General features: G+C 70.5%; 20 protein-coding genes and 2 pseudogenes. 12 read left to right on the forward strand and 10 right to left on the reverse strand.

Translation table 11 applies throughout. The annotated features are described in order from the left end of the window. Nucleotides 1–158 precede the first annotated feature (158 nt). Nucleotides 159–581: a hypothetical protein gene (locus tag F0L17_RS21565; protein ID WP_202917904.1), complete on the forward strand. Its 423-nt coding sequence runs from the start codon at nt 159–161 to the stop codon at nt 579–581. A 36-nt stretch (nt 582–617) separates the two neighbouring features. On the opposite strand, the gene F0L17_RS21570 is transcribed toward F0L17_RS21565, so the two are convergent. Genes F0L17_RS21570 through F0L17_RS21580 form a run of 3 tightly spaced genes read right to left on the reverse strand, consistent with a single transcriptional unit; the run spans nt 618 to nt 3,708 of the window. Beyond that, entirely contained in the window at nt 618–1,541 is a 924-nt protein-coding gene (locus tag F0L17_RS21570) for an ABC transporter ATP-binding protein (RefSeq protein WP_420802442.1), read from the reverse strand. Next, nucleotides 1,538–2,713: an iron chelate uptake ABC transporter family permease subunit gene (locus tag F0L17_RS21575; protein ID WP_202917905.1), complete on the reverse strand. Its 1,176-nt coding sequence runs from the start codon at nt 2,711–2,713 to the stop codon at nt 1,538–1,540. The genes F0L17_RS21570 and F0L17_RS21575 overlap by 4 nt, the downstream gene beginning before the upstream one ends. Then, nucleotides 2,710–3,708 (reverse strand): iron chelate uptake ABC transporter family permease subunit, encoded by a 999-nt coding sequence (locus F0L17_RS21580; protein WP_202917906.1) that lies wholly within the window; start codon nt 3,706–3,708, stop codon nt 2,710–2,712. The genes F0L17_RS21575 and F0L17_RS21580 overlap by 4 nt, the downstream gene beginning before the upstream one ends. Nucleotides 3,709–3,790: 82 nt before the next feature. On the opposite strand from F0L17_RS21580, the gene F0L17_RS21585 reads away from it, so the two are divergent. From F0L17_RS21585 to F0L17_RS27755, 3 genes are all read left to right on the forward strand, one after another. Then, nucleotides 3,791–4,741, forward strand: a complete 951-nt coding sequence (locus tag F0L17_RS21585; protein ID WP_155072358.1) for an ABC transporter substrate-binding protein — start codon at nt 3,791–3,793, stop codon at nt 4,739–4,741. Nucleotides 4,742–4,894: 153 nt separating this feature from the next. Beyond that, nucleotides 4,895–5,305 carry a hypothetical protein gene (locus tag F0L17_RS27750; RefSeq protein ID WP_155072359.1) on the forward strand — a complete coding sequence of 137 codons (411 nt, stop codon included), beginning with the start codon at nt 4,895–4,897 and terminating at the stop codon, nt 5,303–5,305. Next, nucleotides 5,302–6,429, forward strand: coding sequence for a dienelactone hydrolase family protein (locus tag F0L17_RS27755; RefSeq protein WP_162466529.1), 1,128 nt, complete (start codon nt 5,302–5,304; stop codon nt 6,427–6,429). Before F0L17_RS27750 ends, F0L17_RS27755 begins: the two co-directional genes overlap by 4 nt. A gap of 184 nt (nt 6,430–6,613) precedes the next feature. Here the strand turns inward: F0L17_RS27755 and F0L17_RS21600 are convergent, their stop codons facing one another. Continuing rightward, complete coding sequence (locus F0L17_RS21600; protein WP_162466876.1) at nt 6,614–6,883, reverse strand: hypothetical protein; 270 nt, start codon at nt 6,881–6,883, stop codon at nt 6,614–6,616. 438 nt (nt 6,884–7,321) lie between these two features. Further along, complete coding sequence (locus F0L17_RS21605) at nt 7,322–7,837, reverse strand: hypothetical protein (protein ID WP_162466530.1); 516 nt, start codon at nt 7,835–7,837, stop codon at nt 7,322–7,324. A 631-nt stretch (nt 7,838–8,468) separates the two neighbouring features. On the opposite strand from F0L17_RS21605, the gene F0L17_RS21610 reads away from it, so the two are divergent. From F0L17_RS21610 to F0L17_RS21620, 3 genes are all read left to right on the forward strand, one after another. After that, nucleotides 8,469–8,984 (forward strand): hemerythrin domain-containing protein, encoded by a 516-nt coding sequence (locus F0L17_RS21610; protein ID WP_155072360.1) that lies wholly within the window; start codon nt 8,469–8,471, stop codon nt 8,982–8,984. A 233-nt stretch (nt 8,985–9,217) separates the two neighbouring features. Next, nucleotides 9,218–11,107, forward strand: a complete 1,890-nt coding sequence (locus F0L17_RS21615) for a DUF2075 domain-containing protein (protein ID WP_155072361.1) — start codon at nt 9,218–9,220, stop codon at nt 11,105–11,107. A gap of 204 nt (nt 11,108–11,311) precedes the next feature. Next, nucleotides 11,312–13,441 carry a DUF2075 domain-containing protein gene (locus F0L17_RS21620; RefSeq protein ID WP_162466531.1) on the forward strand — a complete coding sequence of 710 codons (2,130 nt, stop codon included), beginning with the start codon at nt 11,312–11,314 and terminating at the stop codon, nt 13,439–13,441. Between the two features lie 76 nt (nt 13,442–13,517). Here the strand turns inward: F0L17_RS21620 and F0L17_RS27760 are convergent, their stop codons facing one another. Both F0L17_RS27760 and F0L17_RS21625 read right to left on the reverse strand, forming a co-directional pair. Beyond that, on the reverse strand, nt 13,518–13,646 hold the full coding sequence (locus tag F0L17_RS27760) for a DUF6408 family protein (RefSeq protein WP_238419523.1): 129 nt from the start codon (nt 13,644–13,646) through the stop codon (nt 13,518–13,520). A gap of 265 nt (nt 13,647–13,911) precedes the next feature. Beyond that, on the reverse strand, nt 13,912–14,406 hold the full coding sequence (locus tag F0L17_RS21625; RefSeq protein WP_155072362.1) for an ATP-binding protein: 495 nt from the start codon (nt 14,404–14,406) through the stop codon (nt 13,912–13,914). A 216-nt stretch (nt 14,407–14,622) separates the two neighbouring features. Between F0L17_RS21625 and F0L17_RS21630 the strand changes: the two are divergent. Next, nucleotides 14,623–14,958 (forward strand): annotated as a pseudogene (locus F0L17_RS21630) (helix-turn-helix domain-containing protein); the annotation flags it as partial. Here F0L17_RS21630 and F0L17_RS21635 read toward each other — a convergent pair. Next, nucleotides 14,910–15,569, reverse strand: a complete 660-nt coding sequence (locus F0L17_RS21635) for a helix-turn-helix domain-containing protein (RefSeq protein WP_162466532.1) — start codon at nt 15,567–15,569, stop codon at nt 14,910–14,912. The pseudogene F0L17_RS21630 and the gene F0L17_RS21635 sit on opposite strands and share 49 nt — an antisense overlap. A 143-nt stretch (nt 15,570–15,712) precedes the next feature. Here F0L17_RS21635 and F0L17_RS21640 point away from each other — a divergent pair, with 143 nt between their 5' ends. After that, nucleotides 15,713–16,699, forward strand: a complete 987-nt coding sequence (locus tag F0L17_RS21640) for an alpha/beta fold hydrolase (protein ID WP_155072364.1) — start codon at nt 15,713–15,715, stop codon at nt 16,697–16,699. A gap of 42 nt (nt 16,700–16,741) precedes the next feature. On the opposite strand, the pseudogene F0L17_RS21645 reads toward F0L17_RS21640, so the two are convergent. After that, a pseudogene (locus tag F0L17_RS21645) lies at nt 16,742–16,981 on the reverse strand (transposase family protein); the annotation flags it as partial. A 24-nt stretch (nt 16,982–17,005) separates the two neighbouring features. Here F0L17_RS21645 and F0L17_RS28370 point away from each other — a divergent pair. From F0L17_RS28370 to pglX, 3 genes are all read left to right on the forward strand, one after another. Then, a complete protein-coding gene (locus F0L17_RS28370) occupies nt 17,006–17,098 on the forward strand; it encodes a DUF397 domain-containing protein (protein WP_338018167.1) in 93 nt (30 codons plus the stop codon). 173 nt (nt 17,099–17,271) lie between these two features. Next, nucleotides 17,272–21,951, forward strand: coding sequence for a BREX system serine/threonine kinase PglW (pglW, locus tag F0L17_RS21655; RefSeq protein ID WP_155072365.1), 4,680 nt, complete (start codon nt 17,272–17,274; stop codon nt 21,949–21,951). Further along, a complete protein-coding gene (gene pglX, locus F0L17_RS21660) occupies nt 21,948–25,550 on the forward strand; it encodes a BREX-2 system adenine-specific DNA-methyltransferase PglX (protein WP_162466533.1) in 3,603 nt (1,200 codons plus the stop codon). Before pglW ends, pglX begins: the two co-directional genes overlap by 4 nt. On the opposite strand, the gene F0L17_RS21665 is transcribed toward pglX, so the two are convergent. Continuing rightward, a complete protein-coding gene (locus F0L17_RS21665) occupies nt 25,477–26,001 on the reverse strand; it encodes an ATP-binding protein (RefSeq protein WP_155073983.1) in 525 nt (174 codons plus the stop codon). The two genes, pglX and F0L17_RS21665, sit on opposite strands and share 74 nt — an antisense overlap. Nucleotides 26,002–26,062: the final 61 nt, after the last annotated feature.

Consider the following 26,062-nt stretch of genomic DNA (forward strand, 5'->3'; position numbering starts at 1 on the left):
AGGCGGTGTTGCTTGTTTTCGGACGGGAGACAGGGAACCGATGAACCGGCGAGCCGGCGGGGCCGTCCTCTCTCGGGGGCCCTCCGGGGGGCGGACCCGCCGGCCCCCAACGACCGTGCCCGCTCCCGACCGGCGGAGCCGTGGCAGAGAGGAGAGCCGTGACCGGCGACAGGACCGGCGACAGGACCGGCGACGGGAGGAGTCCCCTACGGGCCCGCTGGGCGAAGGGCGCCGCCGTCTCGGCGGTGGCGGCCGTCGTGTGCCACCGGGTCTGGACGTCCGCGCGGTCCTGGGCGCAGGACGCACGGACGGGCGACGGGGCCTTCCTCGCCGGGGCCCTGGAGTCGCTGCTGGCGACGGCCGTCGGGGTGGTGCTGATGCCGGTCCTGTTGTGGGCGGGCATGCGTCTGCTGCGGGAGCGGGGCAACCACCTGCTGGTGGCGGTGGGCGCGGTGGTGTGGCCCGTCCTCGGCGGGCACGTGGTCGAGAACGCCGTCGGGGCCGGGGCGACCGTCGCCTACCTGGCGCTGTTCGCGGCCGTCGGAGCCCTGCCGGCCCGGGTGGAAGTGCGCCGGCGCTGAGCCGCCGGGCCCGCCCCGGCCCGGCCCGCGGAACCGTCAGGACGCCTTCCGGCCCGCCCGCTCCGCTGCCGGGCCCGCCGTCAGGGCCGTGGGACACACCACCGGGGTGCCGTGGACGGGATCGGTCAGGATGACGCTCTCCACCCCGTACAGGGTGCGCACCAGGTCGGTGGTCATGATCTCGGCCGGGGCGCCCTGCGCGACGATCCTCCCCTCCGACATCGCCAGCAGGTGGTCGGCGTACCGACAGGCCGTGGTCAGGTCGTGCAGGACGAGCACCACCGTGCGCCCCCGGGCGGCCAGGGAGCGGACCGTCTCCAGGACCTCCAACTGGTGACCGATGTCGAGGGCCGAGGTCGGCTCGTCCAACATCAGGATGGCGGTGTCCTGCGCCACCGCCATCGCGATCCAGGCGCGCTGCCGCTGCCCCCCGGAGAGCGTCTCCAGCGGCCGGTCCGCCAGCTCCCCCAGGTCCGCCGCCTCCAGCGCCCCCTCCACCGCGTCGGCGTCCGCCCTCGACCACTGGCGCAGCAGCCCCTGGTGCGGCCGGCGGCCGTAGCGCACCAGGTCGCGCACGGTCAGCCCGTCCGGGGCGGTGGCCGACTGCGGCAGCAGACCGATCGTGCGGGCCACCTCCCGGGTGGGGATCGAGGCGAGCTCCCGGCCGTCCAGCAACACCGCGCCCTCGTGCGGTGCCATGAGCCGCGCGAGGCCGCCGAGCAGCGTGGACTTGCCGCAGCCGTTGGGCCCGACGATCGCGGTGACCCGCCGAGGCGGCAGCTCGACGTCCAACCCCCGCACGACGGGGACGCGTCCGTGGGCGAGGGTGAGGGACCGGGCCCGCAGCCGGTGGGCCTCGGCCTCCGCGTCGGTCGCGGTGGCCACGGCCGCGTTCGGGGCGGTCGGGACGTTCCGGTCGCCCCGGGCGTTTCCGGCGTTCCGGTTGTGCGGGGCGTTCACGGGGTCCTCCTGGTACGGGTGGTGAGCAACAGCCACAGCAGGTACGGGCCGCCGACGACGGCGGTGACCAGACCCACGGGAATCTCCAACGGCGCCATGACGGTCCGACCGACGAGGTCGGCCGACAGGGTGAGGACGGCGCCGGCGAGCGCGGAGGTCAGGACGGGAACGGGTCCGGGGCCGGTCAGGCGCCGGGCGGCCTCGGGCGCGGCCAGGGCGATCATGCCGACCGGGCCGGCGACGGCCACGGCCAGACCCGCGCAGACGACGGAGGTGAGCAGCACCGCCACCCGCAGGGGCCGCACCCGCTCGCCCAGCACGGTGGCGACGGCGTCGGAGAAGCGCAGCGCGTTCAACCCGCGCGCCAGGACCACCGCGAGCGGCAGGCAGACCAGCAACCCCACCTCCAGCACCGTCACCGCCGGCTGCGAACGTCCGTTGAGGGTGCCCACGGTCCAGGCGAACGCCGCGTTCGCCGCGTCGATCTCCGCCCGGGACAGGATCAGGTTCGTCGCCGCGCCGAAGACCGCGCCGACCCCCAACCCCACCACCAGGAACCGGTAGCCGCGCTGCCCGACCCCGCCGCTGAGGGCGAGGGTGAGCGCGGCGGCGGTGGCCGCGCCGGTCAGGGCCGTCGCCGGCGGCAACACGCTGGTGGGGCCGGCGACGACGCCGGCGACGGCGAACGCGGTCGCGCCGTTGTTCAGTCCCACCGTGTCCGGGGTGGCCAGCCGGTTCCCCGAGAGCGTCTGCATCAGGCAGCCGGCCGCTCCCAGGGCCGCGCCGACCGCGACGCCGGCCTCGACCCGAGGCATCCGCAGCTCCGTCACGACCAGCAGGTCGCGCGGGCTGCCGGTGCCCAGCACCGCCGCGCGCAGGGCGTCGAGCGGTGCCACGGCGACATCGCCGACGGACAGGCACACCGCGACCACCGCGACCAGAACGGCCGTGAGCGCGACCCCGGCGAGCAGCGGCCCGCGGGACACGAGGACGGACAGCCCCCCGGCGGCCAGACGGACCGTGCCCGGCGGCGCGGCGGGCGGGGACGGGACGACCGTCTCCCGCGGCGCCCGGGGCCGCGGCACGGACGCCGCGGCGGGGACGGTGCCCGCGGGGCCTCCCTCGGGAGCCTCCGGCCGTGCCTTCGGTGACGTTTCCGATGGATTCCTCACAGCGCGGGCAACCTCGACGAACGGACGACGGCGACCAGGACCGGTGCGCCGAACAGCGCGGTCATCACGCCCAGCGGCATCTCGTAGGGGCGGACGACCAGACGCGAGACGACGTCGGCGAGCAGGACCACGGACGGTCCCAGCAGCACCGACACGGCCAGCAGCCGCCTGAGGTCCGGACCGACCAGGGCCCGCGCCGCGAAGGGCACCACCAGTCCGACGAAGGCCACCGGGCCGGCGACCGCGGTGGCCCCGCCGACCAGCAGGGCGACGGAGGCGACGGCCACGGCGCGCACCCGGTGCGGACGGTGGCCGAGTCCGGTGGCCACGTCGTCCCCGAGGGTGAGCGCCGACAGGGCGGGGCTCACCGCGACGGCCGCGGCCACCCCGACCAGCAGGACGGGCAGGACGGCGAGGAGTTCCTCGGTGCCGCGTCCGACGACCGATCCCACCGTCCAGAACCGGATCTCGTCCGAGGCCCGCTGGTTGACCAGCAACAGCACCGAGGAGGCCGCGCCCACCATGCCGCTGAACGCCGCACCGGCCAGCACCAGTCGGACCGGATCGTCGCCCGCCCCCCGCAACCGGGCGGCGCCCAGGGCGAGCAGGCAGCCGACCGCCGCGCCGAGCACGGCGACGTAGGGACCCACGGTGGTGGCGCTCGCCCCGAGCACGATCGCCAGGACCACCGCGAAGGAGGCTCCGGCACTCACCCCGAGCAGGCCGGGCTCGGCCAGTGGGTTGCGGGCGGTGGCCTGCAGGACGGCGCCGGCCACTCCGAGGGCGGCGCCGACCGCGATCCCCACGGCGGTGCGCGGCAGGCGCAGGTGCAGCACGGTGAAGCGGGCGTCGGGATCGTCGCCGCCGAGAAGCACGGCGGCGGCGCGGGCGGGTCCGACGTCACCGGCGCCGACGAGCAGACCGGCCACCGCGGTGACCGCCAACAGACCGGCGGCGGGGAGCAGGCCGCGCAGCAGAACATTACGGAACGTCACATGGCACCTTCTCGGTGGTCGATACATGAGTTAGGTTAGCCTAAGCTCATTCGTCGGCACCATCCCCACCAGGAGGCTCGTCATGCCCGACTTCACCCTGCCCGGAATCGGAAGAGTATCCCAGGCCCTGACGGCGTCTTTGCTGATCATGGGATTGAGCGCATGCGGAGGATCGGCTTCCGGAGACGAGGGCGGGAACGACGGGAAGCGGGCCGACCGCTCCGTGGAGACGGCCTTCGGCACGGTGGAGGTCCCCGCCGACCCCCAACGCGTCGTCGCTCTCGGTGACACCCCCCTGGACACCGCCCTGTACCTCGGCATCGAGCCGGTCGGCACCAGCAGCGCCCGCGGCGCGGACACCGCCCCCGGCTACCTGGGCGAGAAGGCGGCGTCCGTCCCGCTGGTCGCCACCGTCAAGGAGCCCAACATCGAGGCCATCCTCAAGACCGAGCCCGATCTGATCCTCACCGGGCCCAACCTGGAGAAGTCCCAGTACGAGGCCCTCAAGGCCGTCGCGCCCACCGTCGTCCCGAAGAGCGACGACTGGAAGCAGCCGCTGGAGACCTACGCCGACGCCCTGGGGCGGAAGGAGGCGTTCGCCGAGAAGTTCGACGCCCTCCTGGAACGCGCCGCCGACGCCGCCGGCGGCGACGACGTGGGCACGGCCGTGGTGGTGCGCTGGATGCCCGCCGGCCCCATGGTGATGAACGGCGCCAACATGCCCAGCCGCCTGCTGGAGGAGGCCGGCGCCTCGCTCATGCCGATCGCCGAGGACCTGGACTCGCCCCACTCGGACCCGCTCTCCCTGGAGAACCTCGACCGGATCGACGCCGACCACCTCTTCGTCGCCACCCTCAACGCCGAGGGCGAGAAGGCGCTGGAGGCCGCCGAGCGGCAGAAGTCCTTCACCCGGCTGGAAGCGGTGCGGAACGACGCGGTCAGCGGCGTCGACGGCCAGGTGTGGAGCAGCAGCTCGGGCCCGTACGCCATGGAGAAGGTCATCGAGGACATCGAGGCCGCCTACGGCGGATGAGTCCGGCCCGGCCCGGCGGCCCCACCACCGCCGTCGGGCCGCCGGCCGACCGCGGCGTGCCCGTACGCCGAGGGGCCGTCACCTCCCCGTGCGGGACGCGGCGTCCGTCCGCAGTACGATCGGGCCACGTCGGTACGGAGGGGAGCACGGACGGTGACCACAGAACACCGGGTGGGGCGCGCGGTCGCCCTGGTACTGCCGCTCTGCGCCGCCGCGCTGACCGCCTGCACCGGTTCCGACGCCCCGCCGCAGACCTCCGCCGGCCCCACGGCGACGAGCACCGCCGCGCCGGCGGAAGCGGAGGCACGGGCCGAGCGCTACCGGAACGCCGGCGGCGACGAGGACGTGTACGCCCTCCACCGCGAACCCGGTCCGGACGGCGCCCCCCTGCTCGTCGTCCGCACCCACGACCCGAACCGGGACGACGAGCGCTTCCAGGAGCTGAAGGGATCCGTCGTCACCTTCCTCGCGGAGACGGAAGGGCTCCCGCTCGGCCGGGGGTACCTGATGGACGTCTTCGGTCCGGACGGCGCCCTGCTGCACCGCCTGGACGCCCGCCCGTGACCTCCTCCGGGCCCCCGGAGTCCGAAGCCGCGGACTTCGAGTCCCCGGGCGTGCTGGACGACCACCTCCCGGCCTGCCACGAACGCCTCAAGGCCGACCTGACCTTCCCGCTCGCCTGGGGCGCCTCCCCCATCCGCGACCTCCCCACCTGGCGCCGCACCGCCCGCGCCACGGTCGAGGCCCACCTCCTCCACCCGCCCGACGACACCCCGTTCCACGCGGAGGTGGTCGACGAACGGCCGGGGCAGGGGTGTCGCCGCCGGATCGTCCTGTTCGACGTGACGCGGTACAGCCGGGTACGGGCGACGATGCTGCTGCCCGAGGGGCGCGGCCCGTTCCCCGCGGTGCTCCTGCTCCACGACCACGGCGCGAGGTTCGACATCGGCAAGGAGAAACTCGTCCGCCCCTGGTACGACGCGGCGAAGCTCTCCTCGGCGCGCGCCTGGGCCGACAGGTGTTTCGGCGGGCGCTTCGTGGGCGACGAACTCGCCCGGCGCGGCCACGTCGTGCTCGCCGTCGACGCCCCGGGCTGGGGCGACCGTTCCGGACTCGGCTACGAGGGGCAACAGGCCCTGGCGAGCAACCTGTTCCACCTCGGCTCCTCGCCGGCCGGCCTGGTGGCCCGCGAGGACCAGCGCGCCGCCGCCTTCCTCGCCTCCCTGCCCGAGGTGGACGGGGAGCGGGTCGCGGCGCTGGGCTTCTCGATGGGCGGCTTCCGGGCCTGGCAGGTGGCCGCGCTCTCCGACCACGTCCGCGCGGCGGTGGCCGCCTGCTGGATGACGGGACTGAAGGAGCTGATGGTGCCGGGCGGCAACACCCTGCGCGGCCAGTCCGCCTACTTCATGCTCCACCCGGGCCTGTCGCGCCACCTGGACATCCCCGACGTGGCGAGCATCGCCGCCCCCAAGCCGCTGTTCTTCACCGGGGGCGAGGACGACCCGCTGTTCACCGCCGCCGGAGTGGAGACGGCGTACCGCACGATGCGGGCCGTCTGGCGCGCCCACCGGGCCGACGACCGGCTGCACACCGAGGTCCGACCGGGCGTGGGGCACGCCTTCACCCCCGCCATGCAGGATGCCGCCTTCACCTGGCTGGACCGCTGGACGGGCCACGCCCGCCCCTGAGGACCGCGCCCGCCCCGTGTCGCCCCGTACCCGGCCGGGCGCGGGGCGACACGGGATCAGGACGGTGACGCTCCGAGTCCGACGGCGGCGAGCCGGCCGGTCCCGTCAAATTCTCGAGGACGCGGCAGAAGTCCTCGTGGTGCTCTTCCGGTCGAGGCGGTCCGTATGGCTTCCCAGGAACGGGTCAAGCTTGGGGAATGTCCGGCTTCGCCGCGATCATCATGCTCCTGGGGACAATCACCAGCCGTTCGTCGGAGCCGATCGACACGCCGGCGGGGAGGTGCTTTCCGAGTGATTCCGTGAGGTCCCGCCCGATGACGGCGATGTCCCCGTTGTCGAGCTCCCAGATGTCGGGGCAGTCGGGGGTGTCGGTCGTCACCCCTAACTCCTGGGGCGCCTTCCCCAGTCTCCTTCGGAACCTCGTCGCAGGATCGGCTTCCCACGGCCTGTCCACAGCCACCACCCCTCTGGCCGGCTCCGATGACCGGCCGCTCCGATCGGCGGAAATGCCACAACCGTAGCGTTCCGGTGGACTTTGAGGGGATGCTCTTTCACGTCATTTCGGAAGCCGGACAAGGGTTGTCGTATGCGGCTGATCGGTGGCACCCCGGGAGAGCTCGCTTGTCACTCCCGACACTCCGATGTATCCACGACCGGTGGAAGAACCGAAGAAGTCGCCGTATGGCAGTAATCGAGTCATATGAACCGTCGTTGTCGAGTCGGGTGGCCATCGAAGAACGACCGGGGGAACTGTGGGCACGGGAACATCCGCACACGTGTGGAACGCGGAGACATCACCGGCCGCACCCGCGGGACCGACGGGGGCGGACAGGACGACGGACCCCGCCGGAACGGCGAGGTCCGTCGTGTGGAGCGGTGCGGTACTACGGGGTCAGCACGGCCGGATGTGGTACACCGGCGTCCACGAGGCGGTGCCGGTGTCCTTGGCGGTGTTCGTCCAGCGGAGGCTGTGGTCCCTGTTGTAGAACCGGGCGACGGTCCCCCAGGTCTGGTTGTTGTTGAACACCCCGTCGCCGAGGCCCCAGAAGTCGTAGTAGCCGCAGTAGTAGTAGTTGTAGCGGTCTCCGTAGGCGTCCTGGATGCAGAGCCACCCGGACGAGCAGCTGATGGCCGAGGCGTCCACGGTCGAGCCGGGAACGGCGAGGGTGACGGTGCCGCCCGGGATCCTCAGCTTGTTCCCCGAGACCCGACTCGCCTCGGGGTGCTCGCCCAGGTAGTCCTGGACCCTCTCCTCGAGTTGGGTCGCCTGGGCGGCGGTCACCCGGGTCCCGTCGGGGGCGACGTAGTCGTCGGCGGCGGGGGCGGCCGAGGCGCTGCCGGTCAGCAGGTGGGTGGCGACCAGCGCCACGGAGGCGGTGACCAGTCCCAGGGCTTTGCGCAGTTTCACGATGTGCTCCCCTCGGTGGTGCCTGCGATGCGCCGCGTTCGGAGCGGCGGCTTCGTGAAATCCGTGCCGACGCCATGGTGTCGGTTGTTCGGAACGCCTCTGAAGCGGGGAATTCGCCATTCGGTCGGTCCGTGTATGCGCCGGTTATCCGATTTTCCGGTGCGGGGATTCCTGGCCTGATGTACTCGCGAGCAGTCCCGCCGAGGGATTACGGCTTTCACGAGGCGTCAACCGTGGGACCACGATATCTGATCCGGCCCGGATCCTCTCCTGCCTCACCGACGCATTCGTGTCGCTCGGGTCATTCGGGGAAACGGACGGGTAAAGCTTTCCGGAAAGCTTTACCCGTCCATCGGGGCCCCTGGAATCGGCCCTTCGGCTCGCGTTGCGGAGCCCTTTTCGTGGCGAGAGGCCCGGGCTTGTTCGTTGCCATGGGCATCGTTCGCGCCGCATCACGCCGCCCGCTCCGTGCCCGGAAAAGGGGCGTGCGCGGTCGCACGGTGGCCCGTCTCGGGCGCGGTGGGACGGCGCGGTGGGACGGCGTCGTGGGACGGCGGCAAGAACCGCCAGCTCCGAAGCGCCCGCTCGGCGCCCGTCGAAAACCCCGCCGCCGATGGGTAACGTGGCGGCCATGGGAGACCCCACCGGACCGGGCGACCGGCTCAGGGCGCTCGGTGACGAACTGGTCGAGATCCACACCGGGCTCCGCGCGGAGCTGGAGCGCCTCCGTGCGGACGTCGACGCCCACCTGAACGGGCGCGCCGGCCGTCCGCGACAGCTCAAGGCGCACTGTCTGGCTTTCTGTTCCGCGCTGACGAGGCACCACACCGGCGAGGACACCGGAGCGTTTTTGCACCTGGCCCGCCGGTTCCCCGATCTCCGTCCCGTCATCGTCAAACTGGAGGAGGACCACCGGTTGGTGAGCGGCCTCCTGCACGACCTGGAGCGATTGCTCGACGGCATCCCGGACGAGCCGGACGAGGCCGAGGCCCGGCGGGTGATGGGCGAACTGGACGGCCTGGCCGCCATCCTCGAATCCCACTTCTCCTTCGAGGAGCGGCGGATCCTCGACGCCCTCGACGCCCTGCCCCCCGAGGCGGGAACCACGGAAAGCCTGCTGGGCCTCCCGGCGCGCCCCGACGGCTGAAGCGGACAAGTTTCCCCAACGCGGACCCGCTCGATACGGAACCGGGCCCGACGGCTGCTCGGAGTGCACCCTGGTTCCCCGGGCCCGGCTTAAAACTCCACCATGGTCCTCCCGCGCAAGTACCCTTGAGCACATAGTCATCGCGGCCCGACGGGCTTCCGCTCCACCCCGTGGAGTTCCGAAGGACATGCCCCCACCCGCACGAGTCCTTTCGTGCTGCCTGGGGGCATGTCTTGCTGTTCCGCGAGTCCGCCGAAACGGTTGCCGTCATGGCGTTCGACAGCTCGCTCTTCCTGCGTCTCACCGAGCAGTTCGTCCATGCGCACGGGCACCGTCCCGGCCTCTCCGAGATCCGTTCCTGGGAGCGAAGCATCCCGGCCTTGGCCGCCGCGCTCAACGACGCGGGCCTCGGCAACGTGGAGGTCATGCTCGAGTACGCGCTGCCGCTGAACAGCAAGCGTGCCGACGCCGTACTGGCCGGAGTGCATCCGGCTACCGGAGAGCCGTCGTACGTCGTGGTGGAACTGAAGCAGTGGGGACAGGCCACTCCGGACGAGGACGACCCGACACTGTGCCATGTCGACACATACGCCCGTCCGGTCCTCAATCCCGTCGAACAGGTCCGCCGCTACTGCCGGTACCTCGCCAATTTCAACGGCGCGGTCGCCCAGCACCCGGATCGCCTCAGTGGTGTCGCCTACCTCCACAACGCCACCGAGTTCGGTGTCAACGGCCTGCGTGAGATCGAGACCGACGGTCAGGGGCAGCTCTACACCGCCGGACGGCGTGGGGAGTTCATCGACTACCTCCGCAGCAGGCTGAGTCACGAGCACTCCGGTGCCCGCGCGGCCGATGAACTCCTCGCGGGCAGGACCGTTCCCTCCCGGCAGTTGATGGCCGTCGCGGCCCAGGAGGTCCGTGAGCGTGAACAGTTCGTGCTCCTCGACGAGCAGCAGGTCGCGTACCGGATGGTGCTCAACGCAGTCCGCAGGGCCAAGCGATCCGACCACAAGGAGGTCGTGATCGTCACCGGCGGGCCCGGCACCGGCAAGAGCGTCATCGCGCTCTCCCTGCTCGGCGAGCTGTACCGGCAGGGTGTCCCCACGCTGCACGCCACCGGCTCCCAGTCGTTCACCAAGACCATGCGGAAGGTGGCGGGCGCCCGCAAACGAGAGGTGCAGGATCTCTTCAAGTATTTCAACAGCTTCATGACGGCCGAGAGGAACTCCCTCGACGTCCTGATCTGTGACGAGGCCCACCGCATCCGCGAGACCTCCGCCAACCGCTACACCAGGGCCGAACACCGCACCGGAAAACCGCAGGTCGACGAGCTCATCGATGTCGCCCGTGTCCCCGTCTTCCTCCTCGACGAACACCAGGTGGTGCGGCCCGGTGAGATGGGCACCGTCGCCGAGATCAAGGCGGCCGCGGCCAGGAGGAACCTCGCCTGCCACGTCGTGCCCCTGGACAGCCAGTTCCGCTGCGGCGGCAGCGACGCCTACCTGCGCTGGGTGGTGCGGCTCCTCGGCCTGGAGCCGGGTGGCCCGGTGGTCTGGGAGCCCGACGACCGGATGCGGCTCCTTGTCGCCGACAGCCCTCAGGAGATGGAGGCGTTCCTCGAGGAGCGTCGTGCCCAGGGCTACGGCGCCCGGATGTCCGCCGGCTACTGCTGGAAGTGGTCGCCGGAACCCAAGCCCGGCGAACCGCTCCCGTTGGACGTGGTGATCGGCGACTGGGCCCGTCCCTGGAACCTGCGCGGCGACCGATCGGTCTCCGGCGCGCCCCCGTCCGCGCTGTGGGCCACCGATCCGGCGGGCTTCGGCCAGGTCGGCTGCGTCTACACGGCGCAGGGCTTCGAGTACGACTGGTCGGGCGTCATCATCGGCCCGGACCTGGTCTGGCGGGGCGACCGGTGGGTGACGGACCGCACGGCCTCCAAGGACCCGGTGTTCAAGAAGTCCACCCCGGACGCCGACGTGGACCGCCTGATCCGCAACACCTACAAGGTGCTGCTGACCCGGGGCATGGTCGGCACCGTCGTCCACTCCACCGATCCCGAGACGCAGCGGAAGCTGCGGGAGCTGATCGGAGTCGGAGAGGAGCGAGCGGTGGCCGCGGTGTGACCCTGCGGCAGGGTCGCTCCGTCGAGTGACCCTGCCGGGCCGGCCACAGCCGCCGTGACCGAAAAGGTGCCGGTAGCCCCACGTGAGGCCGGTCGCCTGACGCCACTCGTACATACCGAAATGCGGCCCGACGGGCTTCCTCGGACAGGACACGCCCCCACCCGCACGAGACCACTCGTGTTCTGGGGGAACCACCTCGTGTCCATGCTTCTGCTGAAGCTCTCGGCCAGGGACCTGCTCGCTCTGAACGAACGGCGCAGAATGGTGCCCCACCTCGCCGCGAGGTGGAAGCACTTCCGGGGCAGCGAAGTGTCGGAGGGCGAAAGCTCGGCGTGGGCGGAGAGTCTGGTCACCCTGGCCGAGGATCTGATGGCGGCCGGCCGGGGCAATGTGGAGATGGTCGTCGAATGCGCGGCGACGACCGAAGAGGACGACCGTCCCGGTGGGCCCCGCCTCATCGACGTGGTCCTGGTCGGCCGCCATCCGGGGAACGGGCGCATCTCGGTCCAACTCGTCGAGCTGAAGCGTTGGTCGACCGTGACCAGGGTGGAGGAAGCCACGGCCGAGCTGGTCCGTGTGCCGGGGATGGGGGAGGACAAGGAGGAGAAGAAGCACCCGGTCGTGCAACTGCGCGAGTACTACCATCTCTTCATCGGTGACAAGGGACCGCTGAATGGGCTCTCCTTCGAGTGCGGCGGTTTCGCCTACCTGCACAACGCGTCCGACGAGTCGGTGAAGCCGTTGTTCGACATCACCGTGCCGCCCGGGGCGTACTCCCGTACTTACACCAAAGACGGCCGGGAACAGCTCCTGCGGGACATGCGCCGGTACTTCGCGGAGGACGGCGGCGCCTCGGAAGCCGAGATACTGCTGCAACAGATGAACCTGCGGAACACACCCCTGCTGGACGCCATGATCAATTCGCGTGGTGAGGACACCGTGTTCACACTGCGCGGCGAGCAGAGGGACGTGGTGGAAGACGCGATCAAATTCGCGTCTCAGGTTCTCGACCCCCCGGAGCAGGCGGCCCTCGTCGACAACCCGGAGCGAGCCGTCTTCCTGGTGACCGGTGGTGCCGGCACCGGGAAGAGCGCGATCGGCCTCGAACTCAAGGCGCGTTTCGAAGCCGAAGGGCGGAGCGTCAAATACGCGAGCGGCTCGCGCGCTTTCAACAGCGCCATGCAGGAACACGTGGGCTACGGTGACAGGGAGTTCAAGGAGAGCTTCGCCTACTTCAGCGGCTTCGTCACCCCGCCTGAGCCGCCGCTGGACGTGCTGATCTGCGACGAAGCGCACCGAATCCGGGCACGTTCCACCAATCGGTTCTGGCCACAGGAGAAATGGGGGAAGAAGCCCCAGGTGGACGAGCTGTTGGACGCATCGCGATTGACGGTCTTCTTCCTGGACGAGGGGCAGTCCCTCAGGCCCGACGAGGTGGGCACGGCGAAGCTGATCGAGGACGCCGCGGAGCGCTATGGGGCCATGCTCCGGAGGTATCACCTGCGGGAGCAGTTCAGATGTGGTGGCAGCGATGCCTACCTGAGTTGGGTGCACGGCCTTCTGGGGCTGTCGGGGCAGAGGCCGAGGGAGTGGGTGCCGGACGGGCTGATGCACGTTGAGACCGTCGACACCCCGGAGGAAATGGAGCGGATCATCCGGGCGGAAGCCGCTGCCGGTGCGTCGGCGCGTATGGTCGCCGGTTTCTGTTGGCCCTGGAACGAACCGCAGGGCGACGAGTTGAGGCTCGAGCCCGATGTTCACATCGGGGATTGGCGCCGCCCTTGGAATGCCAAGGAGGAGAAGTACTGTGAGGGAGGCACGGTTCCCCCCTCCGCCATCTGGTCGGTGCACCCGAACGGGATCGGCCAGATCGGCTGCGTGTACACGGCGCAGGGCCTCGAGTGGGACTGGTGTGGCGTGATCATGGGTGACGACATGGTGCGCCGCGGGGACCGGTGGGTGTTCCAGCGCGGGAGGGCCCGGAAGGACGAGACGGGACTCAGGAGGGTTGTGGTGCCCGGCTCCCAGGATCCGAAGGTGAACACCGCCAGTCTGGACGACGACGAGTTCGAGCGGTGCGTCCGCCATGCCTACCACGTGCTGTTGACCCGGGCGAGCCGTGCGACGGTGCTCTACTCCACGGACGAGGAGACGAGGGCCTATCTGAAGAAACTCGTGGGCGAGGTCCGACTCGACGGCCTCCGTCCCACATGGGGCAACCTTCCGATAGAGGCACGCGTTCCGCACCAGAGGCGCCCCAAACGCAGCGGGGGGAATCGCACATCGGGAAAGAAGGGCAAGAAGAGCCGGGGACGGCAGGGAAAACTGTTCTGATGGGGAGGGGCCCGGTCGCGGAACCGCCTCGACCAAGTGAGGGGCGGTGGGCTCCCGGGCCCGCCGCCCGTCCGGCTCAGAAGAGCCGGTGCGCTGCCGCCGCCAGCGCGTCCAGCGCGAGACCGGAAACGATTCCGGCGACGGTGCCGACCAGGACCTCACGGATCCAACCACGGCGCGCGGGCTTGTACTCGACAGGGTTCATACAGGACCACTCCTCGGCGTGAAAGTGGTGCGACAGGGGTTGCCCCACCGGGGCATCCGCCCTCACGCGAGGTGAGGTCCATGGTGGATCCGTCGTCCCGTGCTCACGGCCTGGAAGTGGTTCGTGAACTCCGCCCTCGTACCCTCCGGGAAGGCGCGCGGCGCGAAAGCAGTTTACAGCACGGGATCTGGTGGAAATGTCGACGATTCGCTGCGTACGAACGAGGAATGGAAGCGGAGTTCGGCCACCTGGGCAGTATTCGGAATCACCGTTTCCGTTTTCCGCTTTCCGTCGCCGGGCGGTCGAGTAGGGGAATCCCGACCCGGACCGTCTTGCCCGACGGCGGGCGCGGTTCGGTGCCCCAGGCGGTGGCGAGGGCGGTGACCAGGTGCAGGCCGCGCCCCGACTCCCCGTCCTCCGCCACCTCGGTGACGACCGGAAGCCGCTCGCCCCGCGCGTCGGAGACGGCGATGCGCAGCACGCCGCCGTCCAGCGTCAGCCGCACCTCGAAGTCCCGGCCCGGTACGCGCCCGTGCACCACCGCGTTCGCGGTCAGTTCGGCCACGACCAGTGCCGCGGCTTCCGCGGGCCCGCTGCCGTACGGGACGCCCCAGGCGTCGAGCTGCTCGGCGGTGAGGAGGCGGGCGAGGCGTGCGCCGCGGTGGGTGGAGCTGAACCGCACCGCGAACACGTCTCCGGCGAGCGGCACCCCGGCGCCCGTGGTGCTCACGGTGTCCACGGCGTCTGCTGAATGCGTCATGCGCCCACCGTGGCGGGGCCGCCGCGCCGCACGCCATGACCGCGGCCCGCCCGGGGCGCTCCGTACGAGTCGGGCCCCGCAGCGTACGAGCACCACGGTCTCCCCGGCTCGTTGAGCCGTACGACAAGTCAGGCAGGCGCGATGAGGGGGTCGCCCATGGCGAGCAGCAGTCCCGGACCGGGGACGTCCGACAGCCTCAAGGTCTTCGGGGCCGTTCTGAAGACGTTCCGCGAGCGGGTATCGCTCACCCAGGAGCAACTCGCGCCGCTGGTCTGCTACTCACCGCACTTCGTCGCTTCGGTCGAGCAGGGCCGGCGGCTGCCGCCGGACGATCTCGTGGAGCGGGCGGAGGAGGCCCTGGACGCCTTCGGCGTGCTGCGGGCGGCGGCGCGGCACATCACGCGCCAACCGGGGTTGGCGTCGTGGTTCCGGCTGTGGGCGCAACTGGAGGCGACGGCGGTGAGCCTGTGCACGTACGAGTGCCGGGTGGTGCCCGGCCTGCTTCAGACGGAGGCGTACGCGCGGGCGGTGATGCTCAATGAAGCCTTTCCATCATCAGTTCCGCGACCAGCTGCTGGAGGGGTACGCGGCCGTAGACGTTCTCCCTGAGGCCCGAACATGATCAGATACTCGGCCGGTCCGTCGGATCCAGCGTTCGCGACTCCATGGGGGATGCGGGTGTCGAACTCAACGACTTCTCCGGCAGTCAGGACGAGGTCCTGGCTGCCGAGTGCGAGCCACAGCCGCCCGTACAGGACGCACAGCCACTCGTAGCCCTCGTGGGACACCTGTCGGGGCCGCCCTGGCGGCTCCGCGACGGCAGGCAGGAGATGCTTGTGGGCGTGCAGGCCGCCGACGTACCGGGTCAGCGGCAACACCGCCTTGTCGTCGCCGAAGCTGTGCGGCGCCGTACTGCGGGGCTCGGCGGCAGGAGCGGGTGCGGTGCCGGCCAGCTCGTCGAGGGAAATTTCGTATTCCTTCGCCAGCTGCAGCAACACCTCCAGGGTGGGCTTGCGCCGACCCGTCTCGGTCCGCGACAGGGTGCTGGACGAGATGCCGGTCGCGCGGCTGACATCGGCGAGTGTGACGCCACGGCGCTCGCGCACGGCCCGCAGCCGGGACCCCATTGCCGCCAGCATCTGGGCCACGTCGTCCTCTGCCACTGTCGCTGTTCCTCTCCGCCGTGCCGTTGCATCACCCTGCCTGCAAGTTTGCCAGGATGGCAACGCTGATCGCGCCGAGTGGCCGCCGCGCCGCATGATCGACAGGTAACCGCCGACCGTCCGCGAACCGAGGAGAAGTTCCCATGAGATCCGAGCCAGCCCCCGTACTCCGCCACCGCACCGTCGAGGCCCCTGCAGGGCGCCTGCACCTGGTCGAGCAGGGCACCGGTCCGCTGGTCCTGCTCGTGCACGGCTTCCCCGAGTCCTGGTACTCCTGGCGCCACCAACTCCCGGCCCTCGCCGAAGCCGGATACCGGGCGGTGGCGATCGACGTACGCGGCTACGGCCGCTCCTCCAAGCCCGCCGTGACCGATGCCTACCGGATGCTCGACCTGGTGGAGGACAACGTCGCCGTCGTCCGTGCCCTCGGCGAGGAGAACGCGGTCGTCATCGGCCACGACTGGGGCTCCAACATCGCCGCCACCTCCGCCCTGCTCCGCCCCGAGGTCTTCCGGGCCGTCGGCCTGCTGAGCGTCCCCTACGCGCCACCCGGTGGCCCCCGGCCCACCGACGTCTTCGGCCAGATCGGCGGCCCCGAGCAGGAGTTCTATGTCTCCTACTTCCAGAAGCCCGGCCGCGCCGAGACGGAGATCGAGCCCGACGTCCGGGGCTGGCTCGCAGGCTTCTACGCGGCCCTGTCCGCCGACACCATGCCCCCCAAGGGCGAGCCCGACCCGCACTTCGTCGCCCACGGCGGCCGGCTGCGCGACCGTTTCCCTGCCGGCCCGCTCCCGGCCTGGCTGAGCGAGGAAGACCTCGACGTCTACGCCGGAGAGTTCGAGCGCACCGGCCTGACCGGCGCCCTGAACCGCTATCGCAATATGGACCGCGACTGGGAAGACCTCGCCTCCCACCGCGGAGCCCCGATCACGCAGCCCGCCTTGTTCATCGGCGGCGCACTGGACGCCTCCACCACCTGGATGGCCGACGCCATCGACGCCTACCCCACCACCCTCCCCGCCCTGTCCGCCTCCCACATCCTGGACGGCTGCGGCCACTGGATCCAGCAGGAACGCCCCGACGAGGTCAACAGAGTGCTGACCGACTGGCTCGCCACCATCCACGGCTGAACCGGGCGGGTCAGCAGGACAGTTGGCAGTGAGGCTTTTCCATCATCGTTCTGAGCTAGCCAGATGCAGGGTGAGGACGGCCTGAACGAGGCCGGTGATGCGGGTGGTCGAGCACCGGAGCCTGCGCAGGAGGCGCCAGGACTTGAGGGTGGCCATGGCCTGCTCGACGAGGGCGCGGATCTTCGCGTGGGACCGGTTGACCGCCTGTTGACCGGTGGAAAGAGTCTCCCACCGCCCCCAGCACGGGGTGCGGACCGTGCGGCCGACGCCCCGGTAGCCCTTGAGGTCGCGTACCGGCCGGAGACCGTGTATGTCCGCGACTCCAAGGAGCAGGACGGTCCCATCCTCTCCGTCTCCCCGGCCGCCTGGACGAACTTCCTCACCCACACCGCCCGCTGAGGTCCGCCGACGCAGGGGTCCGCGGAGAGAGCCGGCCCTCCCTGCGGAGCCCGTCCGCGCTTGTTCACTCTTTGTCAGATCATCAACTAGCATGATTCAGGGGCGCGTTGGCCTGCCCACGGTGAGTGATCGCCGGCAGGCCGAGCGAGTGGATCGACAGGCGGGGACGGCACATGCGGGAAGGCCGGTGGGTCACGGTCACCGAGTCCGAGTTCGATCACGAACGACGCGGCTTGGAGGCGATCCGGGAGCGGTTACCGGACGCCGACCCCTGGCGGGCCTGGTCCAACTTCACCTTCACCGCGAACACCGGTCACGTCCGCGAGGTCGACCTGCTGGTCGTCGCGCCCGGCGGCGTGTGCATGGTCGAGCTGAAGGACTGGCACGGCTCGGTCACCTCCGAGAACGGCACCTGGGTGCAGACCACGCCCGGCGGCCGGCGCCGCACCCACGGCAACCCGCTGCACCTGGTCAACCGCAAGGCCAAGGAGCTGGCCGGCCTGCTCGCGCAGACCGGCGGCAAGCGGGTGTGGGTCGCCGAGGCCGTCTGCTTCACGGACGACGGCCTGCGCGTACGGCTGCCCGCCCACGACCGGAACGGCGTCCACACCGTCGACGAGCTGGTCGAGATGCTCAAGCAGCCCCCGCGCGACGAGCGCCGCCGCATCACCGCGACCGGCTCCCGCGAGATCGCGGCGGCCCTGAAGAACATCGGCATCCGCAAGAGCGACGCGCAGTACAAGGTCGGCCCCTACGAGCTGGAGCGGAAGTCATTCGACTCCGGCCCCACCTGGGCGGACTACCTCGCCCGCCACAGCGACCTGCCCGAGGCCGCGCGCGTCCGGATCTACCTCAGCGAGCGCGGCTCCGACGCCTCCCTGCGCCGGTCCGTCGAGAACGCCGCCCGCCGCGAGGCCGCCGTGCTGGGCCGCTTCCGGCATCCGGGCGCCGTCCAGCTCAAGCAGTACTTCCCCTCCGGTCACGCCGCCGGGCCCGCCCTGATCTTCGACCACCACCCGCACACGTTGAAGCTGGACGAGTACCTGGTCCAGTACGGCGAGAAGCTGGACATCCTCGGCCGGATGGCGCTGGTGCGCCAGCTCGCCGAGACCGTCCGCTCCGCGCACGCCAGCCGCATCCACCACCGGGCGCTCGCCGCCCGCTCCGTGCTCGTCGTCCCCCGGCCGCGCGGCGGCAAGGGCCGGGCCGTCGGGGAGGAGGCCGCCTGGCTCACCCCGCAATTGCAGATCTCCGACTGGCAGATCGCCACCCAGCGCAGCGGCGACTCCTCGCAGGGCCAGGGCATGACCCGGTTCGCGCCCACCGCGCTGTCCGCGATGCACCTGGCCGACGACGCCGACCCTTACCTCGCGCCCGAGCTCACCGCCCTCAACCCCGACCCGGTCTACCTCGACGTGTACGGGCTGGGCGTCCTCACCTACCTGCTGGTGACCGGCAAGGCGCCGGCCGCCGGCCAGGCCGAGCTGCTGGCCCGCCTGGAGGCGGGGGAGGGCCTGCGCCCCAGCTCCCTGGTGGACGGACTCTCCGAGGACGTGGACGAGCTGGTGCAGGCCGCCACCGCCTACCGGCCCGGCCGGCGCCTCTCCAGCGTCGACGAGTTCCTGGAGCTGCTGGAGGTCGTCGAGGATTCCCTGACCGCCCCCGCCACGGCGACGGCCACCGGCCCCGACGGGCAGGGCGATGAGGAGACGGCCGCCGACAAGGACCCGCTGGAGGCCGTTGCCGGCGACGTGCTCGCCGGCCGCTGGGAGGTCCGCCGCCGCCTGGGCACCGGTTCCACCAGCCGCGCCTTCCTCGTCCGCGACCTTCAGGCCGAGGCCCGCAGGACCCGCCCGCTGGCCGTGTTGAAGGTCGCCCTCTCCGACAGCCGCGGCGAGATCCTCGTCCGCGAGGCCGAGGCCATGGGGCGCCTGCGCCCCCACTCCGGCATCATCCGCCTCGTCGAGCCCGAGCCGCTGCACATCGGCGGCCGCACCGTCCTGGCGCTGGAGTACGTCGGCGACGAGCGCGACGACGCCGGCCAGGGCACCGAGGGCACGGGCCGCCCGCGCCGCCGCGAGGAGACCGTCGCCCGCCAGCTCCGCGAGCACGGCCGCCTCCCGGTCGACCAATTGGAGGCGTACGGCGACTACCTCTTCGGCGCCGTCGACTTCCTGGAGGGCGAGGGCATCTGGCACCGCGACATCAAGCCGGACAACATCGCCGTCCGCATCCGCCCCAACCGCACCCGCGAGCTCGTCCTCATCGACTTCTCGCTCGCCGGCTACCCGGCGAAGAACACCGACGCGGGCACCGAGGGCTACCTCGACCCCTTCGTCGACGTCATCACGCGCGGCTCCTACGACTCGCACGCCGAGCGGTACGCCGTCGCCGTCACCCTCCACCAGATGGCCTCCGGCGAGCTGCCCAAGTGGGGCGACGGCAGCGTCCCGCCCCGCATGACCGACGCGAAGGAGTGGCCGTACCCGACCATAGCGGCCGAGGCGTTCGACCCGGCCGTGCGGGACGGACTCGTCGCCTTCTTCCAGAAGGCCCTGCACCGCGACGCGGCCAAGCGGTACCCCGAGCTGAAGCCGATGCGGGACGCCTGGCGCAAGGTCTTCCTCGACGCCTCGCGGACCGTCCCCTCCAGCCACCGCACCCGCCACCCGGCCGTCGCGGCCACCGGGCAGGGGGCGCCCGCCGAGGGCACCGCCGCGGGGATCGCCGACGCCGAGCCGGAGACCGCCGAGCAGCAGCGCGACCGCCTCGCCGCCGAGGCCGCCCTCGACACCCCGCTGACCGTCTCCGGCCTCAGCCCCGCCGCCCAGTCCTTCCTCTACGGCCTGGGCATCACGACGGTCGGCGAACTCCTGGACTACAGCCGCCGCAAGCTCGTCAACGCCCCCGGCCTCGGCGCCAAGACCCGCAACGAGGTCCAGCGGCGGCAGCGCGAGTGGGGCGAGCGACTGCGCGAGGCCCCCGTCTCACCGCTCACCCCGCAGGGGCGGGCGGAGGCCAAGGAGGAACTGGAGCAGCTCACCGCCGCCGAGTCGGCCCTCACCGGGCAGCTCGCGACGGACGGGCCGGCGGGCGCGCTGTCCCCCCGCACCCTGCGCTCGGTCAGCCTCGACACCCTCGCCACCGTCTTCGTGCCCGCCGTCAACAACAACGGCTCAAACCGCAACAAGGCGGAGATGGTGCGGCTGCTGCTGCGCCTGCCCGACGAGCACGGCGCCCTGCCCGACATCGGCGTCTGGCCCAAGCAGAAGGACGTCGCCGAAGCGCTCGGCCTCAGCCACGGCCGCATCCCGCAGATGCTCAAGGAGGAACGCAAGCGCTGGAAGGCGGAGCCCGCCGTCCGGGCGCTGCGCGAGGAGATCATCGACCTGCTGGTGGGCATGGGGCGCGTCGCCTCCGCCGTGGAGATCGCCGACGCCCTCGCGGTGCGGCGCGGCACCCACCTCGCCGGACGCGAGCAGCGGCGCGCGATGGCCCTGGCGGCGGTGCGGGCCGTCGTCGAGGCCGAGCAACTGGTGCCGCAGGAGGCCGAGTTCCAGCACCAGCCGAACCGCAAGGCGACCGACGCGTCGCTGGGCGCCGGCCTGCTCGCCCTCGACGTGCGCGAGAACGACGGCCCGGACACCCCGACCGCCCCCGGCCTGCTGGAGTACGCCACCCGCCTCGGCAGGACGGCCGACCGGCTCGCCAAACTGGACACCCTGCCGACGGCGGCCACCGTGCTGGCCGAACTGGGCGCGCTGACCGTGCCGCCCGGCACGATCGACTGGGACGAGCGGCGCATGGTCGAACTGGCCGCCGCCGCGTCCGCGAACGCCGCTGCCACCCCGCGCCTGGAGATCTACCCGCGCGACCTGCCGCTCGTCCGCGCACTGCGCCTCACCCAGGCCGGCCTGGTCCGCTGGATCCCGGGCGTACCCGAGGGCCGCCAGCCCGGCCTGACCGCCGAGGACGTACACGAGCGGGTCCGCGCCCGCTTCCCCGAACTGGTCGTCCCGGACGGGCGCGGCGGCACCAGCCACGAGCTGCCGACCGGCGGCCCGCTCACCAAGGCCCTGCGCGACGCGGGCTTCGAGCTGTCGCTCGGCACGCGCGAGGACACGGGCACGCTCCGCTATCTGCCGACGCGGGTGGACGACGCCTCCAGCTACCTCACCACAGGCGTGTGGCGGCACTCGACACGTACGGGCGCGGTGACCCGGTACGCCGACGACCCGCAGCTCGCGGGCGCGGTACGCGCGGAGGAACGGCTCCTCGCCTCGGCCCGCCGGGACGGATTCCGGGTGCTGACAGTGGGGCAGCGGTCGGTGCGGGAGGCCGTGAACGGGCTGCGCAGCGAGCGCCTGGGAGCGGAGGCGGTCTCGGTGACCGAACTGTTCCTCGACGCCCTGCGCGCACAGGTCACGCCGGGCACCAAGCCCACCTGGGAGACCCTGCTCAAGGCGGACGCCGCCGAGCCGGGCTCGAAGGGCGCGGTGCGGTTCACGGAGTACGCGCGCACGGCGTGGGGCTCGGTCGAGCCCCACATCGCCGAGCTGCTGGGCAACGGTGGCAGCGGTCCGGTGCTGCTGACGGAGGCCGGAGCGTTCGCCCGGTACGACGCGATGGGCGTCCTGGACCGGCTGGCGTCGGCGGCCCGGCGGGGCGGACGGGGGCTGTGGCTCCTGGTCCCGCAGAGCGACCCCTCACGCGAGCCGAGGCTCGGGCAGGTGGCCGTGCCGTACCAGGCCGGCCTGGGGGAGTGGATCCAGCTTCCGGACACGTGGGTGGGCAACCGCCACCGCGGGTCCGGCGAGAACGTGGCGAGTGGTGTCGAGGGGGACGCGAAGTGATCGACCGCAAGGCACTGTTGGACGACCTGAAGCGGCAGGTCAAGGCGGTCGAGGCCGACCTGGGCAAGCAGGTGAAGGGATTATCCGAGGTCGAGGTCCGGCTGCGGACCGAGTACGACCGGGCCCGCAAGCTCGGGCGCACGGCGGCGACCTGGAACTCGTGGCTGGACGAGCGGGTCACGCAGGTCGCGGTGGCGTGGGTGCTGGGTACGGTCTTCGTGCGGTTCTGCGAGGACAACCGGCTGATCCCCGAGCCCTACCTGACCGGGCCGGACGGTGACCGGCGCGAGCTGGCGGAGGCGCGGTACGACGCCTACGTGGAGTCGGACGAGGACCCGACCTACCGCGGCTGGCTGGAGAAGGCCTTCGACGAGTTGGGCCAGGGCCAGGCGGGCCGGCTCCTCTTCGACAAACGGCACAACCCGCTCTACCAGATCCCGCTCTCGCACGACGGTGCGCGCGAGCTGGTCGAGTTCTGGCGGCAGAGGGATGAGGCGGGCGTCCTCGTCCACGACTTCACCGACCCGCTGAACGAGGACGGCACCGAGGGCTGGGACACCCGGTTCCTGGGCGACCTGTACCAGGACCTGAGCGAATCCGCCCGGAAGACGTACGCGCTGCTCCAGACACCGGAGTTCGTGGAGGAGTTCATCCTCGACCGCACGATGAACCCGGCGGTGCGGGAGTTCGGGTACGAGGAACTGAAGATGATCGACCCCACGTGCGGGTCGGGGCACTTCGTGCTGGGGGCGTTCCGGCGGCTGGTGCGGCTGTGGGCCGAGGGCCATCCGGGCAAGGACGTGCACGAGCGGGTGCGGGCCGCGCTGGACTCGGTGCACGGAGTGGACATCAACCCGTTTGCGGTGGCCATTGCCCGGTTCCGGCTGCTGGTTGCGGCTATGGCGGCGAGTGACCTTCGCACGCTGGCGGAGGCGGCGAAGTACGAGTGGCCGATGCATTTGGCGATCGGTGATTCACTAATTAAGTCCCGCCAGATGGGCCTTTTTGACGGCCTAGATGGCCAGGATGCCGATGAGTTGGCTACCTTCGCATACGCCACCGAGGACATGCAAGAGCATCCTGGTATCCTGCAGCAGGGGCGGTATCACGTGGTCGTGGGCAATCCGCCATACATCACGGTGAAAGATAAGCAGCTTAATTCATTGTACAAGGGTTTGTACAATGCGTGCGCTATGCAATATGCGCTGTCGGTGCCATTTGCTCAACGGTTCTTCGAGTTGGCTAAGAGCGGTGATGCTGATGGCAACGGCTACGGTATGGTCGGGCAGATCACTGCAAATTCGTTCATGAAGCGGGAGTTCGGTACCAAGCTCATCGAAAACTATTTCGCTCACGAGATTGAGCTCACCGAGGTAATTGACACGTCTGGTGCCTACATTCCCGGTCACGGTACACCGACGGTCATCCTGATTGGCAAGCGTCGTGCTGGAAGTGGTCGATCGACGGCGATTCGTACGGTTCGCAGTGTGCAGGGCGAGCCCTCTGCGCCGAAGGATGCCGAAAAGGGATTGGTCTGGCAGGCGATCATTGAACAGATTGACAAGCCTGGCTCTGTGAGTCAGTGGGTATCTGTGGATGATCTCGATCGAATGCAATACTTCGCGCGCCAGCCCTGGGTTCTAACTGACGGCGGCCTGGAGTTGAACGCTAAAATCGAGGACGCGCAAGTAACCAAACTTTCGTCTGAGGCAGAAAGCATTGGGTTCTGTGCTGTAACCCGAGAAGACGATGCCTACATGATTGGAGAGGCCGCCGCACGGCGATTGGGCGTCCCTACCAGGCACATTCGACCGTTCTATGGGGGTGCGTCCGTCAGGGAATGGGGTGTCCAAGATGGCATCGGCACTTTGTTTCCCTATGAAGACGCGACGCAAACTGCGCAGATCGATAATGCGACTGAGCGTATCCTCTGGCGCAACCGCGTGCTTCTTCGTCGGCGTAAGGCTCTTTCTGGTACGCAAGAAGAGCAAGGGCTGACATGGTTCGAATTCTCTAGCTTTAATCGTAGGCGTTATTGGTCGCCCTTCTTGATCGCCTTCTCCTTCGTTGCCACGCACAACCAGTTTACTTTGCGTCGCGATCTAAGCGGTTTCATTCGAACTGCGCCGGTGATCAAGCTGCGGGAGGGTGCGAGTGAGGAGGAGCACCTGCGGTTGCTCGGGCTGCTCAACAGTTCCACGGCTGGGTTCTGGCTTCGGCAGGTCAGTCATGACAAGGGGCGCCCCGGCGCGGATGTGGCGGGCGCCGACGAACCGTGGGAGCACCGTTTCGAGTTCACCGGAACCAAGCTCGAAGAATTCCCGATCCCGGTCGAATTCCCTGCAGAGCTCGGCGCCTCACTGGATGGCCTTGCCCAAAAACTTGCCTCTACTGCTCCTTCCGCCATCGTGTCCGTTGCTGTACCCACTGTGGCTGCCTTGCGCGCTGGGCGCGAGAAGTGGGAATCCACCCGAGCACGGATGATCGCGTTGCAGGAGGAGCTGGACTGGCAGGTCTATGCCCTCTACGGACTCTTGGACGAGGAGATCACAGCACCCGTCGAGGAGATCCCGGAGATCGCTCCCGCTGAGCGTGCCTTCGCGATCGTGCTGGCACGCAAAATCGAACGCGGCGAGGTCACCACAACCTGGTTCGAGCACTACAATCACCGGTTCACCCCTGTCACCGAGATCCCCGCTCACTGGCCCGCCCCCTACCGGGAGGTCGTCCAGAAGCGCATCGACGCCATCGAGTCGAACCGTGCCATCGGTATGATCGAGCGTCCCGAGTACAAGCGCCGCTGGGCCACCGAGGGGTGGGACGCACTCCAGGAGAAGGCCCTCCGCTCCTGGCTGCTCGACCGGATGGAGAAGCGCGAGCTCTGGTTCGACGAGAACGGCCAGCCCACCATCCTCACCCTGGCCCGCCTCACCGACGCCCTCTCCCGTGACGAGGACTTCGTCTCCGTCGCCAAGCTCTACGCGCCCCGTAAGGACCTGCCCAAGGTCGTCGCCGAGCTGATCACCGAGGAGCACGTGCCGTTCCTCGCCGCCCTGCGCTACAAGCCCTCCGGCCTGAAGAAGCGCGCCGACTGGGAGCACGTGTGGGACCTCCAGCGCAAGGAGGACGCCGAGCCCGACGAACAGACGAAGCGGAAGATCCGGGACTCCATACCCGTGCCGCCGAAGTACACCTCGGCCGACTTCCTCCGCCCCTCCTACTGGCGGGCACGCGGCAAGCTGGACGTGCCCAAGGAGCGGTTCATCTCCTACGGGCAGACCAACGCCGCCACTCCGGACCTCTACGGCTGGGCCGGCTGGGACCACCGCGAGCAGGCCCAAGCGCTGGCGACGTACTTCACCAACACCGCGCTGTCCACCGAGGAAATCACCCCGTTCCTCGCCGGCCTGCTGGAACTCCAGCCGTGGTTGTACCAGTGGCACAACGAGTTCGACATGCTCTACAGCGGCTCCCCGGCGGACTTCTTCGCCGGCTATCGCCAGCAGATGCAGGGCGAGCACGGACTCACCGACGACGACCTCCGCGCCTGGCGGCCCCCGGCCGCGACCCGGGGACGCCGTGCAACAGCGAAGCAGTAGCCAGGAGTAGATCGATATCCGTCGGTTCAGGGGCCACCCGGTGCGTAAGCGGGTGGCCTTGGGGCGGCGCGTGCAACTCGGCCCACACGGTCTTGCCCGGGGCGGTCCGGCGGGGGCTGACGCCCCAGTTGTCCGCGAGGGTGGCGACCAGAAGCATGCCCCGGCCGGACTCGGAAAGCGAGTCGATGGCCGGGGGGTTGGTCGGAGGCTGTTTCTCGGCGCGGGTGTCGGTCACCTCGATGCGGAAGGTGCCCTCGGCCAGGGTGAGCCGGACGTGGAAGTCCCGGCCGGGGACGTGGCCGTGACGTACGGCATTAGCGGCGAGTTCCGCCGTGATGAGGGTGAGCGTCTCGTTGACCTGGGTCGTGTAGTCGTGGCCCCAGTCGTTCAAGCGGTGCGAGACGAGCCGGCGGGCGAGGCGGGCGCCGCGCGACGTTGACGTGAAGCGCATGGTGAACTCGCGTTCGGGTGCGGGACGCTGCGGGATATGCCCGTTCGGGGGAGTCGCTGGA

Origin of the sequence: Streptomyces taklimakanensis, assembly GCF_009709575.1 — a bacterium.
GTDB classification, from domain to species: domain Bacteria; phylum Actinomycetota; class Actinomycetes; order Streptomycetales; family Streptomycetaceae; genus Streptomyces; species Streptomyces taklimakanensis.

Coding starts and splice junctions, on each gene's coding strand:
- F0L17_RS21585 (WP_155072358.1), top strand. CDS start 3,791: ATGCCCGACTTCACCCTGCCCGGAATCGGAAGAGTATCCCAGGCCCTG.
- F0L17_RS21610 (WP_155072360.1), top strand. CDS start 8,469: ATGGGAGACCCCACCGGACCGGGCGACCGGCTCAGGGCGCTCGGTGAC.
- F0L17_RS21620 (WP_162466531.1), top strand. CDS start 11,312: ATGCTTCTGCTGAAGCTCTCGGCCAGGGACCTGCTCGCTCTGAACGAA.
- F0L17_RS27760 (WP_238419523.1), bottom strand. CDS start 13,646: ATGAACCCTGTCGAGTACAAGCCCGCGCGCCGTGGTTGGATCCGTGAG.
- F0L17_RS21625 (WP_155072362.1), bottom strand. CDS start 14,406: ATGACGCATTCAGCAGACGCCGTGGACACCGTGAGCACCACGGGCGCC.
- F0L17_RS21640 (WP_155072364.1), top strand. CDS start 15,713: ATGAGATCCGAGCCAGCCCCCGTACTCCGCCACCGCACCGTCGAGGCC.
- pglW (WP_155072365.1), top strand. CDS start 17,272: ATGCGGGAAGGCCGGTGGGTCACGGTCACCGAGTCCGAGTTCGATCAC.
- F0L17_RS21665 (WP_155073983.1), bottom strand. CDS start 26,001: ATGCGCTTCACGTCAACGTCGCGCGGCGCCCGCCTCGCCCGCCGGCTC.